The sequence below is a fragment of the Bacillus sp. K7 genome, from assembly GCF_053903245.1.
In genome coordinates this window covers 3,370,179-3,386,504 of the sequence record NZ_CP096406.1, presented here as the reverse complement: position 1 = coordinate 3,386,504, position 16,326 = coordinate 3,370,179, and the positions used below count along the sequence as shown (strand labels likewise).

Annotated in this window: 12 protein-coding genes; 3 read left to right on the top strand and 9 right to left on the bottom strand. The window is 43.4% G+C overall.

Annotated elements, in window-relative coordinates; translation table 11 throughout:
• Nucleotides 1-22: 22 nt before the first annotated feature.
• Nucleotides 23-883: a 5-amino-6-(5-phospho-D-ribitylamino)uracil phosphatase YwtE gene (ywtE, locus tag M1D98_RS17270; RefSeq protein WP_268559142.1), complete on the bottom strand. Its 861-nt coding sequence runs from the start codon at nt 881-883 to the stop codon at nt 23-25.
• Nucleotides 884-1,038: 155 nt separating this feature from the next.
• The gene (gene tagT / locus M1D98_RS17265; protein ID WP_268538442.1) at nt 1,039-2,007 is read right to left on the bottom strand and encodes a polyisoprenyl-teichoic acid--peptidoglycan teichoic acid transferase TagT; all 969 of its coding nucleotides are present in this window, start codon (nt 2,005-2,007) and stop codon (nt 1,039-1,041) included.
• Between the two features lie 329 nt (nt 2,008-2,336).
• On the opposite strand from tagT, the gene M1D98_RS17260 reads away from it, so the two are divergent.
• Nucleotides 2,337-3,710 carry a sugar porter family MFS transporter gene (locus tag M1D98_RS17260; RefSeq protein ID WP_010328819.1) on the top strand — a complete coding sequence of 458 codons (1,374 nt, stop codon included), beginning with the start codon at nt 2,337-2,339 and terminating at the stop codon, nt 3,708-3,710.
• Between the two features lie 38 nt (nt 3,711-3,748).
• On the opposite strand, the gene M1D98_RS17255 is transcribed toward M1D98_RS17260, so the two are convergent.
• Genes M1D98_RS17255 through M1D98_RS17245 form a run of 3 tightly spaced genes read right to left on the bottom strand, consistent with a single transcriptional unit; the run spans nt 3,749 to nt 7,433 of the window.
• On the bottom strand, nt 3,749-4,873 hold the full coding sequence (locus tag M1D98_RS17255) for a Ger(x)C family spore germination protein (protein WP_121643415.1): 1,125 nt from the start codon (nt 4,871-4,873) through the stop codon (nt 3,749-3,751).
• On the bottom strand, nt 4,870-5,976 hold the full coding sequence (locus M1D98_RS17250) for a spore germination protein (protein WP_268559140.1): 1,107 nt from the start codon (nt 5,974-5,976) through the stop codon (nt 4,870-4,872). The genes M1D98_RS17255 and M1D98_RS17250 overlap by 4 nt, the downstream gene beginning before the upstream one ends.
• A 5-nt stretch (nt 5,977-5,981) precedes the next feature.
• A complete protein-coding gene (locus M1D98_RS17245; RefSeq protein WP_456279781.1) occupies nt 5,982-7,433 on the bottom strand; it encodes a spore germination protein in 1,452 nt (483 codons plus the stop codon).
• Between the two features lie 263 nt (nt 7,434-7,696).
• On the opposite strand from M1D98_RS17245, the gene manA reads away from it, so the two are divergent.
• Nucleotides 7,697-8,647, top strand: a complete 951-nt coding sequence (manA, locus tag M1D98_RS17240; RefSeq protein WP_268559139.1) for a mannose-6-phosphate isomerase, class I — start codon at nt 7,697-7,699, stop codon at nt 8,645-8,647.
• A 128-nt stretch (nt 8,648-8,775) separates the two neighbouring features.
• Complete coding sequence (locus M1D98_RS17235; RefSeq protein WP_456279780.1) at nt 8,776-11,421, top strand: N-acetylglucosaminidase; 2,646 nt, start codon at nt 8,776-8,778, stop codon at nt 11,419-11,421.
• Nucleotides 11,422-11,459: 38 nt separating this feature from the next.
• On the opposite strand, the gene M1D98_RS17230 is transcribed toward M1D98_RS17235, so the two are convergent.
• From M1D98_RS17230 to M1D98_RS17215, 4 genes are read right to left on the bottom strand one after another with little or no spacing between them, the layout of a single operon-like run.
• Entirely contained in the window at nt 11,460-13,319 is a 1,860-nt protein-coding gene (locus M1D98_RS17230; RefSeq protein ID WP_326980723.1) for a CDP-glycerol glycerophosphotransferase family protein, read from the bottom strand.
• 18 nt (nt 13,320-13,337) lie between these two features.
• Nucleotides 13,338-14,507 (bottom strand): CDP-glycerol glycerophosphotransferase family protein, encoded by a 1,170-nt coding sequence (locus M1D98_RS17225; RefSeq protein WP_456279779.1) that lies wholly within the window; start codon nt 14,505-14,507, stop codon nt 13,338-13,340.
• Between the two features lie 3 nt (nt 14,508-14,510).
• Nucleotides 14,511-15,536, bottom strand: a complete 1,026-nt coding sequence (locus M1D98_RS17220; RefSeq protein ID WP_087991723.1) for a ribitol-5-phosphate dehydrogenase — start codon at nt 15,534-15,536, stop codon at nt 14,511-14,513.
• On the bottom strand, nt 15,533-16,246 hold the full coding sequence (locus M1D98_RS17215; RefSeq protein ID WP_010328811.1) for an IspD/TarI family cytidylyltransferase: 714 nt from the start codon (nt 16,244-16,246) through the stop codon (nt 15,533-15,535). The genes M1D98_RS17220 and M1D98_RS17215 overlap by 4 nt, the downstream gene beginning before the upstream one ends.
• Nucleotides 16,247-16,326: the final 80 nt, after the last annotated feature.

Sequence of the window (16,326 nt, the reverse complement as noted above, 5' to 3'; positions counted from 1 at the left end):
AGAATCTCTGGAGTCTTTTTGTTTATGCATATTGCCCGGAAAGAAGCTGGTCAATAAAGTAAGCCACACCATTTTCATCATTGCTTTTTGTGACAAAGGTGCTTTTTTCTTTTAATTCATCGATCGCATTTTCCATGGCGATACGGTGTCCGGCGATCTCGAACATCGACAAATCGTTCGGACTATCGCCGATCGCATAGATATCCTTTGTGTCAATCCCGTATATGTCAGCCAGCTCTGTCAGCGCGCGTCCTTTTCCCGAAGAGGCCGGCAGGATTTCGATAATATGCTTTCCGGAAGAAGTTTGCGCCAGTTTTTTATGATGCTTTAGCTCTTCTTTCGCTTGTTTCAGCTTGTCCATATCAAAGGAGAAGCATAGAAGCTTATAAATGTTTTCGCTGCCGTCAAAAACCGATTCAATTTGAGGGATCGGTTTAATGCCAAACTGCTTGAACTGAGTCATGGCCCCTTGCCATAATTCATCCGTCTTTTCGTTTGGATTAGCGCTCTTTAAAATATCAAGCTCCGCATGCAGCTTATCCTCGCCGTCAAAAGGAGAAAGCAGATGATCATCTGTATAGACCTCAAAGTAAATGTTTTTTGACAGTAAGTAATCAGCGATCGCCTTACCGGCCTCCTGATCCATTAACGTCCGGCTGATCAGGCGGTAGCCTTTGTCGTGAACCGTTCCGCCATTTGCCGCAATGATAGGGATGTCAAGGTCGTCCAGCAGCGCTTTTACATCAAACGTAGCTCTTCCCGTGCAAATGGTGACGAGGATGCCGGCATCAATGGCCCGCTTGATCGCCGCTCTGTTTTCAGCAGAAATGACGCTTTCCTTATTCAGTAATGTTCCGTCTAAATCAATCGCAATACATTTCATATGTAGGGGAACCTCCTTAAAAATGAAGCTGCTTCGTGTAGTATGTTCAGCTTTCCTGCGAAACATTTACCATATATATCAGGCTAAACGTTACTTTGAAAATTTTCAACAAGGAAATATGTAAAAACAGGATGGCAATTACGCCATCCCGTTCATTATACACCTAAATCGTTTTGCAGCTCTTCTTTGACTTCCTGCAGTTTTTGCTGATTCAATTTTAAATAATACACTCCAGCAGGTTCATAATCATAACCCGTCAGCTGAATAGAATCAACCGATTTCAATGAAGTGAGGAACGGGAACAAGCCGATGGCATCTTTAAGTGATAAGTTCATTTTCAGATTTTTCCCCATCGTATCCACAATGTCATCATAAGCCGGGATTGAGCTCAGTGATTTTGACTTCTCCAAAATGGCGCTCAACACTTCCATTTGTCTTTGTCCCCGCAAAAGGTCACTGTCCGCTTTACGTGTTCTTACGTAAGCGAGTGCTTCTTCTCCATCAAGCGTATGGGTTCCCTCTTGAAGAACGACTTTTCCCTTTGTATCTTTTTTGATTTGCTGAATGACTTTATCGCTTTTTACTGTTACTTTGACGCCATTCAGCTGGTTCACGACGTCCTCAAAAGCTGTAAAATTGCTTTCGACGACATAATCGACGGGAATATCCAGCATCTCCTCAACTGTTTTCACAGTGAGGTCAACGCCGCCATAGGCATGAGCATGTGTAAACTTATCATAGCCATGGCCTGGGATATTTACATAGGCGTCACGCGGAATGCTAAGCATTTTAGCTGTTTTTTCTTTCCGGTTAAATGTAACCAGAACATTCGCGTCACTTCTTGCCTGATCGACAGTCTCGCCGTTTTCTTCTCTGGCGTCAATTCCTAAGAGCAATACAGAGAAAGAATCTTTTCCGGGATCAAATTCTTTAATCCGTTTTACTGATTGTTCTCCGCGTGCAAGGCTGACATGGGCTTCTTTAGACGCATTGCTCAGCTTGACATAAGCATAGGCGCCGACAGATCCTGCCGCAATGACTAGAAAAGCCATCAAACCGGCAACGATTTTCACCCATTTTCTAAGTCTTCTCTTTTTCTTTCTGCGGTGTGTTCGTTCTTCCATATCAATAACCTCTCGTTTCTTTAATATTTGAAGAGTACCATTTATTTTGCCATGGGGCAACTCCTTGAAAGACATTTTTCGATAAATATTCCTATATTTATATGATCCTATTCTTGAGAATAAATATTTTTAATGCACTGAATCACCTTATATTGGACGCTGTAGCAAATAAAATGTTTCGATGACGAAGAAAAAAATGTGAGAGAATGATTGGAAATGTTGTAGTCTGCGAGAGCGAAAAGGTTTAATGGCCAGAAAAAGAGGCTAAAAGATTTCTAATAAACTTCGCAACGATGTCATTAAGCTGATGGAGAAAGGGAGTCATTGTTATGAAAAAACAGTCGAATATATGGCTTTATTTTTTCGGCGCTCTTGGAGGCGCGTTATACGGGTATGATACCGGAGTCATTTCCGGCGCTATTTTATTTATGAAAAAGGATTTAGGATTAAATGCGTTTACAGAAGGGCTTGTTGTCAGCTCTTTATTGGTAGGGGCCATATTAGGTTCAGGCACGGCAGGCAAGCTGACTGACCGTTTCGGGAGAAAAAAAGCAATTATGGCGGCCGCGCTGCTGTTTTGTATAGGCGGTCTGGGTGTGGCACTCGCCCCGAATACGGGAGTTATGGTGCTGTTTCGCATGATATTAGGACTTGCAGTCGGAACTTCGACGACGATCGTGCCGCTCTATTTATCTGAACTGGCGCCGAAGCATAAGCGCGGGGCGCTGTCATCGCTGAATCAGCTGATGATCACGGTCGGTATCCTTCTTTCCTACATTGTCAATTACATATTTGCCGACGCCGAAGCGTGGCGCTGGATGCTTGGATTGGCTGTTGTGCCGTCGCTGCTGCTTCTCATTGGCATTTTGTTCATGCCGGAGAGCCCGCGCTGGCTGTTCACGAATGGCGAAGAAGGCAAAGCGAAAAAGGTTCTTGAAAAATTGCGTGGCACAAACGATATTGACGAGGAGATACATGATATTCAAGAGGCCGAAAAACAGGATGAAGGCGGCCTGAAGGAACTGTTCGATCCATGGGTGCGTCCCGCGCTGATTGCCGGCTTGGGACTGGCGTTTTTGCAGCAGTTTATCGGAACGAACACGATCATCTATTATGCGCCAAAGACCTTTACAAACGTCGGATTCGGAGACTCCGCTTCGATTTTAGGAACGGTCGGAATCGGCACAGTTAATGTTCTCATGACATTAGTAGCGATTAAAATCATCGACAAGATCGGAAGAAAGCCCCTATTGTTATTTGGGAATGCCGGCATGGTGATCAGCTTGATCGTTCTCGCCCTGGTGAATCTCTTTTTCAATAACACTGCGGCTGCTTCATGGACGACAGTCATTTGCTTAGGTGTGTTTATCGTAGTCTTTGCGGTAAGCTGGGGGCCGGTTGTCTGGGTGATGCTTCCTGAATTGTTCCCGCTCCATGTCAGAGGAATCGGAACCGGTGTATCAACCTTGGTGCTTCACTTTGGGACATTGATTGTTTCACTAACCTATCCAATCTTAATGGAGGCAATCGGCATCAGTTATTTATTCCTGATTTATGCCGCGATTGGTATCATGGCGTTCTTGTTTGTCCGGTTTAAAGTGACAGAGACGAAGGGAAAAAGCCTTGAAGAAATTGAGCAGGATCTACGGGACAAAAACGGACAGGGAGGTTCGTCTGGAAAACAGCAGACGGCCCAAACATAAAAAAGGGTGCGCGATCCTGCGCACCCTTTTGCTATGGCTCACTTTCCTACTGTGCCGAAGTTAATGATTTTGAAAGAAATATCGTAAGTGAGATCTGCCTCAGAAAATACGTCATCCCAATGTCCTTTTACCTTATGCCAGTATTCTGGGTATTGAACCCGAATATGGTCGGATAAAAAAACCGGATCGGTTTTATACTCGTGCTGCAGTTTATTCATGACCTTCTTTACATCGCGCTCAAGTTTTTTCTCGAAAATATTTTCCAGCCTGTTCAAATAGCTCTTGCTAAAGGAGTTTTCTTTTGGGGTTTGGTCTTCTGTCAGGATGCCCTTTGTTTGGACAGAAATCTGAAAAACAGGCTTTCCGTTTTTAATGGTCGGCTTGATTTTCGTTTTTGATTTTTTGATCTCAAACGTAATTGGATGTCCTTTATCTGTCGTTGGCATGACGCCGCCTTGAATCGTCCCCATGACCCATGTCAGCGCTTGTGTTTCATCTGCTGACAGAAATCCAACGAGTTTATTGCTGCCGCTTTTAATAATGCCCGCCCCATCATACTTTGCTTTTCCCTTTTGGTTTTTCACGGCTTGAATGAGGAAGCTGTAGCCATTTTGGCAATATACGGAGGCTCTGCCGATGCGAAGCGGCATCATAATCTTACCGTTATATCCTCTGTGAGTTGTCAGATCAATCAGTTTTTCGGTGGGCATCGGCTGCTGCTGGTTGGGGCTTCCTTTTGTGAAGATATCAGCCGCTTTCCCTTTGGCTGCCATCAAATAGCTGCTTCGCCGCAGCTCGTCATCTCGAATAAAATGGTTAAGGACTTGATCTATGCTTTGATTCTTCATCAGTTTTTCTCCCAAAAGAATCACTTTTAAATGATCGCTATAAATAGGAGGGTCCTTGATAGATACATCACTGACTGCTTCCAGAATGGTTTTCCCGTTGGATGTCACATGAACAAATTCAGGTTTACCGGATGCTTGGCTGTCTTCACTTTGGGGCAGAAGGTTTTGGTACATTAATTTATACTGATCATCCTCTGTCTCATCAATTGCCAGTCCTCTGGCGAAGGATAGTTTCTCTATATTTTTGACATCCCAGCACCCGCAGAGCATCTGCAGCATGAGAAACATGACCGCAAGTTTTATTATGATCTTCATCCAAGCCGCCCCCTCCCAAGTTTTTTCTGTACCCAGCTTACAAACCAGGTGAAGAATGGGATTAAAATTACAAATAAAAAAACATATCCGAGAAGTGTCCCGTAATAAAATACGTCATTCAGGTCCTTGGGATACATCGTAATGAAATATGTAGCAGCCAGCATTGCCGCCAAGAGCCATGGATTGTTTTTATTTTTCAGATGAAAGATTTCTGTTAAACCGATATGGGCCCCTTTGAAGGACCCGAGCATACAGGCAAACTGCTGTGCTGTCCAGGTCAGCTGCAGGAACAGGTCAAAACGTTCAATAAAAATGCCAGGAACCTCTAGTGCGTGAATAAGAGAAATGGTCGGCCATGTCACTGTTTTTGCCTCAGCTACAGTCATACAGCCAATTACAATAAACAATGTAATGCTGTAGAACACGGTGGAAGTCGCGATGCCTAAAGCGACAGCCTTTTTCGCTTGCTTCGGATCTCTCATAAACGGGACAAGATAAAAAATGATTTCAAATCCCGAGAAATATAAAAGCGTTTTGGGAAATAAAGAGAAAAAACTTTGATATCCCCCTTCAAATACTGGCCGGATAAAATCAAGCTGGAACAAGCGAAAGCTGAACATTAGGAGCATCATAAAAATGATAAGGGTGATAGGAAATATATAAGCGTATACCTTTGCAATTGGATAAACGCCTCCGCCCACGTGATAGATGGCAACTGCAAGAAATAGAAACACGACAACTGACATTGGCGTATTTTTCAATAGAAAGAATCCGACGACCTCTCCTAAAATCCGTGCTTGGTAGCAAACGATTCCAATGAAATATAGACAGATAAGCAAATTCAATAAAGTCCCTACCCATTTACCGGCCACGGTGCGGTTGAGCCTAAATAGTGTTTTTCCGCTGTTTTTTTGAAGGAAAGGCAAAAAGAGCAGAGCGATGATAATAAATATTACGCCTTGGAGCAGGATCATAATCCATCCGCTAGGACTGTCGGTTTCAGCTGCTGATCGGGGAAGGGTTAAGACACCGGCGCCGATCAGCGTGCTGCTTACCATAATAAGCGTCTGCATAAATGTCAGTTTATGCTCTGATTTCTTCATAGCCATCACCTTTGTCTGATGTTATCTTCTGGATCGTTTCGTGTCGGCCTTCTTTTTAAAAATAGAGTTGGAATGCGGATCACTGTGTCTTTCAAATCCTGTCCGGGCTGTGCCATAATCGGAATAATGTAATCCTGGCCAAAACTTTTCAGGCGCATTAAATGGCCGATCACAAACAGATAAACCATAATCACTCCATACATGCCAAGCGCTGCCGCACTGAGCATGGCCCCAATCCGAATAATCCGCAGCGGAAAGTTATAGGCGTATGAAGGAACGGTAAAGGATGCCAGTGCAGTGACAGAAACGACAATGACCATCAACGCGCTGACGATTTGCGCCTGGACAGCGGCTTGTCCTATGACAACTCCGCCGATGAGGCCAATCGTCTGTCCGATCGGTTTTGGCAGTCTCAATCCGGCTTCTCTGATCAGCTCGATTGTAAAGATCATAAAAAAGGCTTCTAAGAAAGGCGGAAACGGCACATTAAGCCGGCTGCCTGCAATGGATATCGCCATTCTTGTCGGCAAAAGACCGGTGTGGAAAGAAACGAGAGAAATATACAGGCCGGGCAAATAAATGGTGATCAGGATGCTGGAATAACGAAGAAGGCGTATAAGTGACATTGGAACCCAGCGCTGGCTGTAATCGTCCGGTGAATGAATAAATTCATCAACCGTAGCGGGCACAATCAAAGCGAACGGCGTGCCATCTACCAATATGGCTACTCGCCCTTCTAACAGAGAAGCAACTACACGATCAGGCCGTTCTGTGCTTAATATCGTGGGAAAGATCGAAAGTGGTTCATCCTCAATCAGCTGTTCAAGCGTGCCTGATTCCGGCACATCATCTATCTTGACCTGTTCCAGCCTTTCAAACACCTCTTTTACAACGTAGTCAGGAGAAATATCATAAATATAAGCGACAGCGATTTTCTTTTTCGTCCTTTTTCCGAGGATCATTTCCTTTATGACAAGGTTAGGGTCACTTGTCCGTTCACGCAAAAGCGCTGTGTTTGTCCGCAGCTTTTCAATAAATCCTATTTTCGCACCGCGTTCAACGATTTCGGATGAAGGTTCTTCAAGACTGCGTGTTTTTAATGTTTTCGTGTCAAAAGCTAATCCTCCGCAATAGCCGTCAGCCAGCAAAATAGCTTTCCCTGTAAAAACGAGCTGCTCTATTTCTTTCATTGTGCTGACAACAATGTGGTGAAAACCGAAAAAAAAGGCGGATAAATCTTCAATCGAGCTTTCTCGATGGGATAACGCTTCACGTTGTAGAGGAGAAATAACGTATTGCGCCAGCATTTTATTCTCTGTCAGACCGTCAATATACAGTAAACACGCCTTCTGTCTTCTGTCTCCGAAAGCAAATGTATAAAACATCATATCGTCGTTTTGCCCCAACGTTTTTTTGAGGGTCTCTAAATTGTTCTGGAGATCAGGATCGATTTGCATAGGTTCACTCCTTATCAAAATTGACGGTTTTTATTAATTTGTATCAAAAAAGGACAATTATTCTTATTAAGGAAAAGCTTGAAACAAAGCTGCTTTTTGGCATGATATAATAAAAAGGAAGCGTTTTCTTTAACGGGGTTGCTAAAAAGATGATGCTTTGTACATATGTTGTCATAGGAAAACCGGCAGCTTATACGGGCGTTTGCAAGGGGGGCGCACCGGGAAAATAATGACAAGTTATTTACAGGGGAGGGGTACGGATCATGACACAATCACCGATTTTTCTAACGCCTGTTTTTAAAGAGAAAATCTGGGGCGGCACCGCTTTACGAGATCAATTCGGATACGGCATTCCTTCCGAAACAACGGGAGAATGCTGGGCCATTTCCGGCCATCCAAAAGGATCGAGCACTGTAGCGAATGGCCTGTATAAAGGAAAGACATTGATCGAGCTTTGGGAAGACCACCGTGAACTATTTGGCGGCGTGGAGGGGGATCGATTTCCGCTTCTGACAAAACTTCTGGACGTGAAGGAAGATATGTCGATAAAAGTTCACCCTGATGATTATTATGCCGGAGAAAATGAAGAGGGGGAGCTTGGCAAGACAGAATGCTGGTACATCATCGACTGTAAAGAAAACGCGGAGATGATTTATGGGCATACGGCCCGCTCAAAAACAGAATTAGTCACAATGATCAACAGCGGTGACTGGGAAGGCCTGCTGCGAAGAATCAAAATGAAACCTGGTGATTTCTATTATGTGCCGAGCGGAACGCTGCACGCATTGTGCAAGGGGGCGCTTGTGTTAGAAATACAGCAAAATTCAGATGCCACATACCGGGTGTACGACTATGACCGCCTTGATCACAATGGGAGTCCGAGAGAGCTTCACTTTGCCAAAGCGATCAACGCGGCAACGGTTCCCCATGTGGACGGATATATAGACGAATCAACCGAGTCAAGAAAAGGAATAACCATTAAAACATTTGTCCAAGGGGAATATTTTTCGGTATATAAATGGGACATAGATGGCGAGGCTGAGCTCTCTCAGGATGAAGCCTTCCTGCTTTGCAGCGTAATAGAAGGCAGCGGTTCACTGACGTATGAAGATAAAACATGTCCGCTCAAAAAAGGAGATCACTTGATCCTGCCCGCTCAAATGCCCGATTTTACGATTAAAGGAACTTGTACACTGATCGTGTCTCATATGTAAACTTAATCTCACTTCGAGATTAAGTTTTTTTATTAAAAAATGGAAGGGATTCACCTATAAATGAAGCATACGCGTGCCGATAAATAAACTAGTTTTATATACTCATTGAATAAGAAAGAGGAGAAGGAATGAAAAAGAGATTAATCGCACCGATGCTTCTGTCCGCCGCGTCCCTTGCCTTTTTTGCCATATCCGGTTCTGCCGCACAGGCTGCAGCCTATACCGACTACTCGATATATGAGATAGAGCCGAGTAAAACGTTCAGTACAGAAAGCCAAGCCTCCCAGGCTGTCGCCAAGCTGGAAAAAGACACTGGCTGGGATGCTTCTTATCAGGCTTCAGGCACAACAACGACGTACCAAATTTCCGCTCCTGGCATACATAGCGAAGCAGAGGCGAAAGCTATCCTAAGCGGGCTCACCAAACAGACAGCGATTACAGGCACGACTAGCCCTGTCGGAAGCAAGCAGCCGTATGTCACCATCACCTCAGGCACCATTTCGGATGAAAAGCAGGCAAACACATTGCTGGCCAAGCTTAAACAAGAAACGGGAGTGGCTGGCGCTGTAAAAGCGTCCGGAACAGCCCAGTCCTATGTGAACGTTATCACATCAGAAATCCCTGAAGAGACAAAAGTGAAGGCGCTTGTCCAGAGTCTGGCTAAGCAAACGGGAATTAAAAGCTCGTATCAGCCCGTCTCACATACGGTGTCTATGACAACCATTCAATCAGGCGCAATCGTAGGAGACAGCAAAGCAGAGCAGATCAAAAATGCCTTCCAAAAGGAATCGGGGCTTAAGGCTTCATTAAAAGAAACGGTGAAAGGACAAGCTTATTATACATTCACTACAGCCGCCATATCAGGTGAAGCGAATGCCAAGAATCTATTAACTCAATTGAAACAAACCACGGGTATTACAGGAAGCTACAAGCCAATCAATCAAAAAACAACTGCTGAGACATACAACGTCCAATCAGCTTATTTCAAAGGGCTGAATACAGTCAAGGACGCCATTAGCCAAATCAAGAAAAACACCGGCGTATCCGGCAGCTATCAAAAGGTTGGCAAAAGCACATCATATGTTGTGAATATGAAGGGTTTAACGAAACAGCAGCTGCAAAAAGTGAACACTTTCTTTAAAAAGAAAAAATGGAGCTACACGTCATCCAGCATCAAAAAAACGACAACATCTACAGCCTATCAAATAACGACGGCAAAAATTTTAGGCGAGCAGCAAGCAAACAAAGCCGCAGCCTTCTTTACTCAGAAAAAAGTAAAGGCAGCGAAAAAAGCAACTGGAATAACTGCGGAGAACCAATATCAGCTCATCTCGGAAGAAACATCAGATCAAGCAAAAGTGACAAAGGGCTTGAACATGTTAAAGAAAAATCAGCTGAGCGCTTCCGCAAAGTCAGTCAAAAAACAAATCGCAAACACGTTTACAATTACAACTGAAGCTCTGCTTGATGCCAAGAAAGTCAATCAGGCACTCACATTTTTTCAATCTAATCACATATCAGCATCTAGCCAAAAAACCGGTCAGACCACAGCGAGCAGCTATCAAATTATAACTGAAGCCATCATCAGCCAAGAAGACATTGACCGCGTTTTAGCGCTATTCAACCAAAACAATGCCGCCGGCACAACAGCAAAAACAGGCGAGACGGCATATACACAATACAAAATCGTAACAGCCCAGATCAGCAGCAAAACAGCATTGACTAATGGGATAACCTATCTGAAAGCCCAAAGCTTAAACCCAAGTTACACAACCAAAAGCAATACGATTTATAACATCAGCTTAAACAAACAGTTCACAGGCAATAATGAAGCTGCTGCGGCAGCAACGAAGCTAAAACAATTATACGGATGGGCATCATCTATCGTAAAAATTAAAAACGGGCCGCAAATTATGAAAACAAATTACAATCTCTCGCTTCGTGAGATGGTCCAAAAACAAATGACAGTCAGCCCGCAAACAGATGGAGCCGCTTACGTATCACTCACTTATATTCATGCAGCAACATCAACGGTCACAGCTGATGTTCTGAATATCAGGTCAACGCCGGAAGTCATCCCGACGAACGTGATCGGCCAATTTAAAAAAGGCGATAAGGTAAAAATCATCGGCCAGATCAATGGCTGGGCCAAAATCAATTTGGGCTGGCGAAACGCAAGCAGTGATGAAGTGGTTCAATATGTAGATCCGAATAACTTTTCCAGAGACAGTAAATACTACTTCCAATTTCTCAAGCTGTCACAGACAGCCGGACTCAGCATCACTGAAGTCAATCAGAAAGTGCTTGCGGGTAAAGGCATTCTGACAGGGAAAGCAAAGGCATTTATCGATGCCGCCAAACAATACGGCATCAACGAGCTATATTTAATCTCACACGCTCTCCTCGAAACAGGAAACGGAACATCCGAATTAGCCAATGGATTAACCTATAACGGAAAAACCGTATATAACATGTACGGAATAGGCGCATACGATAGAAACCCGAATTACTATGGCGCCAAATATGCGTACGAGCAAGGCTGGTTCACACCAGAAGCAGCCATTATCGGCGGGGCCAAATTTATAGGCTCATCGTATATACACAACACAGCTTACAATCAGGACACACTATACAAAATGAGATGGTCAGCCACTGCGACTCACCAATACGCAACAGACATCGGCTGGGCGTACAAACAAGTAAACCGCATGTACAGCCTGTATTCATTGCTGGACGGTTATACGCTTTACTATGATGTTCCGGAGTATCAATAAAAAAACCACCTTTTGCGTTTGCAAAAGGTGGTTTTGCTTTATCTTTTAAGGACTTTATCTTCTAATGGCTCCTCTTCCTGAGGAAAGACAATTTGATCGATCACACGTTCACTTGCTTTTCCGTCAAGATCGTCGAAGAAATAATGAACAAATGAATCAATTTGCTCAAAGTTATACTTCTCTTCCTTAATGATCGAAATCATTTGATCAGACGTTTTCGCAAGCGGACCAGGAATAAAGTCAAAGTAATCGTAATAGAAATCACGTTTGCGAATATAGTCATCTACATCATAGCTGAAGAAAATCATCGGTTTATTTAATAAAGCATACTCAAAGCACACAGAAGAGTAATCCGTAATCAGAACATCTGTTACGAGCAATAGCTCATTGATTTCCCTAAACGAAGAAAAATCATAAAAGAAATCGCTGTACTGATAAGGAATATTGGCATCGTTTCGAACGAATGGATGAATCTTAAATAAGAAGATATACTCATCCTTTAACTCATGATACAGACGGTCAAAATCAAGCACTTCAAAAGGATAATGAGCGGATTGCTGACCGTTTCCGCGGAAGGTTGGTGCAAAAAGAATGACCTTCTTGTCCTTCAGAAACGGATATTCCGTATAAAGACGTTCTTTTACAAATGCCTTCTTCGCTTCATCAAAGAAAAAGTCTGTTCGCGGCACGCCGGTAGCGATGACGTTCTCAATATCTACGCCAAAGCCCTCTGCATAATGTTTTCGTATATTCTCAGAGCTTACAATCACCTTGGTGTAGTTTCTATGGTTTTTCGAATGCGGCGACGGTCCTCCCGGCAGCCCGATTCGGCTGTAGCCGAATGTTTTAAAGGCGCCGACAGCATGCCATAATTGGACAAGGTCCGCATTTTTACGGATTTTTAGCGGATAAATAATCGGATAAAAATCATCTATAAAAATAATTTTGCTTGTCGCAAAATGATAAGCCATGGACATCAGTTCAGACAGGCTTTTTCTGTCTCGAATGCTGCTCTTTAAGAAAAATTTGAAATCAAAGTTTTCTTCGCGCTTTAGCAGTTCTTCATAAACAAATTCGAAGTTGCCTGTCAAATCAAGCCGGCTGTCAGAAGCAAAGACGATCTTATTGGACTTAATCGGCAGCAGGCGGAACACATCATAAGCAAAATGAAATAAGCTCGTATTCAGCTTGCGCAAAAAGCGGTTCGCTTCTCTTCCGGTGTCCAGTTCCAAAAGGCTTGGATCAATTTCCTGCAGTTTGTTGCAAGACAGGTTAATCGTCTTTTCGCCCTCATCATAGTTCACAATTAAATTGAACTTCATCAGCTTTTTAGCAGAATGAAACTCCATTTTTGTGGCATAGACATCATTAGAGAGGAAATTGCTGACGTTTCCGACCGTATGCACTTCCTGGTGTTTGACATTCTGGTCATCTACAGCTTCAATTTCTAGAAACAGCTTATATTCGCCCTGCGGAAGCGGTTTGTCATTCATCAGCTTAGAAAAGTTAATCTGCTGTGAAAATCCTGCCCACTTATAAGCTCCAGGCACATTAGAAGTATCGATTGACAGCTGATCTACCCGAATGTCCCGCAGCGAAACAGCTGTAAATAAAACACCGTTGTGCACCAATAATAAACGTTTTCGTACCTGATCTTCTTTTTGAAGAGGCAGGCCCTTGATATACATATAACCTGCAATTTTAAGAATTGATCCATTCCAAGAAAACTCAGAAATTTTTCTGACAGGGACTTGCTGGTTTTCTTCAATTCGCTTGGTTTTATCGAAAAGAGAAAAAACCCTGTTATCTGTCGGATGGACACTGAAAGCTGTATCTTCTGTTTTCGTTCTCTTTTTTGATCTGAAAAGTCTGTTCTTAATCTTTCTGGCCAGCTTCACTTTGTACCTCACTTTCTCCTAATCGGCACCAGATGTTAAAAATGATGAAATAAAATCGGCTACCCGTTCTGAAGATTTGCCGTCCTGATGGGTAATAAATGTTTGTGAAAAAGCCTCAATCCGCTTCGTATCAGCCTCATGATCACTCTCGATATCGTGAACAAGCGATGGAACATCTTTCGAAATTGGCCCGGGAACAAACGATTCAAACGGATAGTAAAAATCACGTTCTTTCAAGTAGTCTTCTAAATCCGGACAGTAAAAATACATTGGACGTTTCAGCAGGCTGTATTCGAAAATGACTGAAGAATAATCGGTTATCAGCCCATCGGAGATTGCCATCAAATCGTACAAAGAGTACGAATCGGTTAAATCCAGCACAAAATCATCCTCTTCCGTGCGCGCTTGATTGCGCATATACGGATGAAGATGGAGCATCACGACATAATCTTTATGGTTTAGCGCCGATTTTAATTGTAGCAGATCAAGCGGGGTAGCGTCACCCTCTTGATGATGTCCGCTGCCTCTAAAAGTAGGAGCATACAAAAGCTTTTTCTTATGTTTAAGTTCTGGATAAACCTGATGAAACTCATCCAGTACATGGCGAATATGTTCCTGATGATAAAAATAATCCGTCCTTGGAATGCCCAGCGGCAAAATCTGCTTTTGCTCCATTTGAAAGGCTTCGGCAAAGTGCGGCACGGCAGCTGGTGCACTGACAACGGCATAATCATAGTTAGAATGCACGGGAACAATCTTCAGATAATCAGAAGAAGGGCCGAACGGCTTGTCCACAATGCTGTAGCCGAATTTTTTAAACGCGCCGCAAGCATGCCAAAGCTGGATGGCGACCGTTTCCTTTCGTTTTGGCACAACATACAAAGGAAAATAATAATCATCTAACAAAAGCACACGGCATGTGGCAAGGTGATATAAAGAGCTGAAAAGGTGAAGCAAATATGCAGCTCGTCCAATCAGCCCCTTATCCATCTTGCGGAAAAGCAGGACGATGCGAAGAGACGGATCTTGCTTCAGCTTTTCATACACATCTTTAAAATTATCACCTAAATGATCCTCACGATAGGAAGCGATGACAACTTTATTGTGCTGTACTGGTAATAAGGCGCTCAATAGTTTATAAGCAGTGCCGAATACTCCTTTTACAATTCGTGTAAGGAATGTCTTCACTGTTTAAATGTCCCATTCGATAACAGTTTTTCCCCAAGATGAAGTCAAATCTGCTTCAAACGCGTTCGTAATTTCCTCAATACTGCGTACCGGGAAACGTCCGCCTACTAAGGTTTCTAAATAATCAACGACTTCAGGGTATTGAGCTAAAAAGTCCACAGTACGGGCAAAATCCTCGCGTCCGCTGCGGCTGCTGCCGATCAGCGTAATCCCTTTTTCAAGCACCATTCTGGTTTCGATTTCAACAGGATATTCAGATACGCCTAAGAGCGCTACACAAGCTTCAGGATGAACTTGGGCAATGATCTGATCAATTGCGCTTTCACTGCCTCGTCCGCCTACACATTCAAAGGCATGGTCGATTTTGACATCCTCAGGAATGTCGTTAATTTGATAAGCTGCGTCAACAAAAGAAAAATGATCAAGCTTATAAGGTGTTTTTCCGAAGATAAACACTTTGCTGTCCGGATATTTCTTCTTCAATAGAAGCGTCATGATAAACCCGAGATTTCCGTCTCCCCAGACACCGAATGTGTCACGCTTCTTGTGCGCCATACGCTCAAAGCGGGAAAGCGCGTGAACGGCAATCGTAATAAGCTCAGTAAAAGCTGCGACATGCGGATTAATGCTGTCCGGAAGTTCAACGAGCCGATCCGGAGCCATGAACATATAATCCTGCATAAATCCATCATAGCCGCTTGAACGGAATCTGCTGGAACGCAGGTAATTCTCCGCGATGACTTCATGCTCTTCAACCGGTGTATTCGGCACCATAACAACCCGGGTTCCGACTTTAAATGTGCCTGTCGGATCAAACATGACTTTCCCGATTCCTTCATGGATCAGAGCCATCGGCAATTTTTTATCCATCGCTTCTTTGCCGCGTGAGCCGGTATAATAGCGCTGGTCGGCAGCGCAGATGGATAAATGGGTAGGCCGGATAACGACCTTATCAGAATGGACAACTTTATCTTTATATGTCACTTCAAACTGTCGGGCAGAAACTAAACGATATGTTTGATTAATCATTGTGAAATTCGCTCCTGTAAAATGGCATTAGCCACCTTTAAGTCATATGGTGTCGTTACTTTAATATTAAAGACTTCACCGCGGACCAGCTTCACTTTTTCACCTGCTAACGAACAGATCTTGCAAGCATCGGTTAAGACAGCTTTTTGTTCATCGGACAGCTTGTTATAAAGCTCAACCAATGTGCTAATCCGAAAGCTTTGCGGTGTTTGCCCCTGATACATGTTATCGCGGACAGGTATATCAGAAATGAATTCCTGGTCTTCTGAAGCAATAATCGTATCAATGGCTGAGATCACAGTATCGACCGCGCCGTATTGAAGAACCGCATCAATGTTTTCGTCAATAATGCGATGAGTCAGAAATGGGCGCACAGAATCATGAGTGATGATCACGTCATCATCCTGAATGCCGAATTCTTTTTCGATATAGCGGATGCCGCTCATAATAGATTCATTACGGTCACTGCCCCCTTCAACGACAACCAGGCGATCATTATGGCCGATGAATTTCTTTAAAATGTCTTTTGTATGGTTAATCCACTCTTTAGGTGAAACGATTAAAATCTTATCGAACCGGTCATTTAATAAGAATTTTTCCACCGTGTGAATGATAATAGGGCGCTTATTTAACGGCAAAAACTGTTTTGGCATATTGACGTTCCCCATGCGGGAACCTTTTCCACCGGCTAAAATCTCAGCATAAATCATAAAAATGACTCCTTCCTTGCTACAACTCATAATGTTTGATAAAAGGTTTTCCTATTATTTGCAATAGTGATCTCTATTAT

Coding starts and splice junctions, on each gene's coding strand:
- M1D98_RS17235 (WP_456279780.1), top strand. CDS start 8,776: ATGAAAAAGAGATTAATCGCACCGATGCTTCTGTCCGCCGCGTCCCTT.
- M1D98_RS17255 (WP_121643415.1), bottom strand. CDS start 4,873: ATGAAGATCATAATAAAACTTGCGGTCATGTTTCTCATGCTGCAGATG.
- tagT (WP_268538442.1), bottom strand. CDS start 2,007: ATGGAAGAACGAACACACCGCAGAAAGAAAAAGAGAAGACTTAGAAAA.
- M1D98_RS17250 (WP_268559140.1), bottom strand. CDS start 5,976: ATGAAGAAATCAGAGCATAAACTGACATTTATGCAGACGCTTATTATG.
- manA (WP_268559139.1), top strand. CDS start 7,697: ATGACACAATCACCGATTTTTCTAACGCCTGTTTTTAAAGAGAAAATC.
- M1D98_RS17215 (WP_010328811.1), bottom strand. CDS start 16,246: ATGATTTATGCTGAGATTTTAGCCGGTGGAAAAGGTTCCCGCATGGGG.
- M1D98_RS17260 (WP_010328819.1), top strand. CDS start 2,337: ATGAAAAAACAGTCGAATATATGGCTTTATTTTTTCGGCGCTCTTGGA.
- ywtE (WP_268559142.1), bottom strand. CDS start 883: ATGAAATGTATTGCGATTGATTTAGACGGAACATTACTGAATAAGGAA.
- M1D98_RS17220 (WP_087991723.1), bottom strand. CDS start 15,536: ATGATTAATCAAACATATCGTTTAGTTTCTGCCCGACAGTTTGAAGTG.
- M1D98_RS17245 (WP_456279781.1), bottom strand. CDS start 7,433: ATGCAAATCGATCCTGATCTCCAGAACAATTTAGAGACCCTCAAAAAA.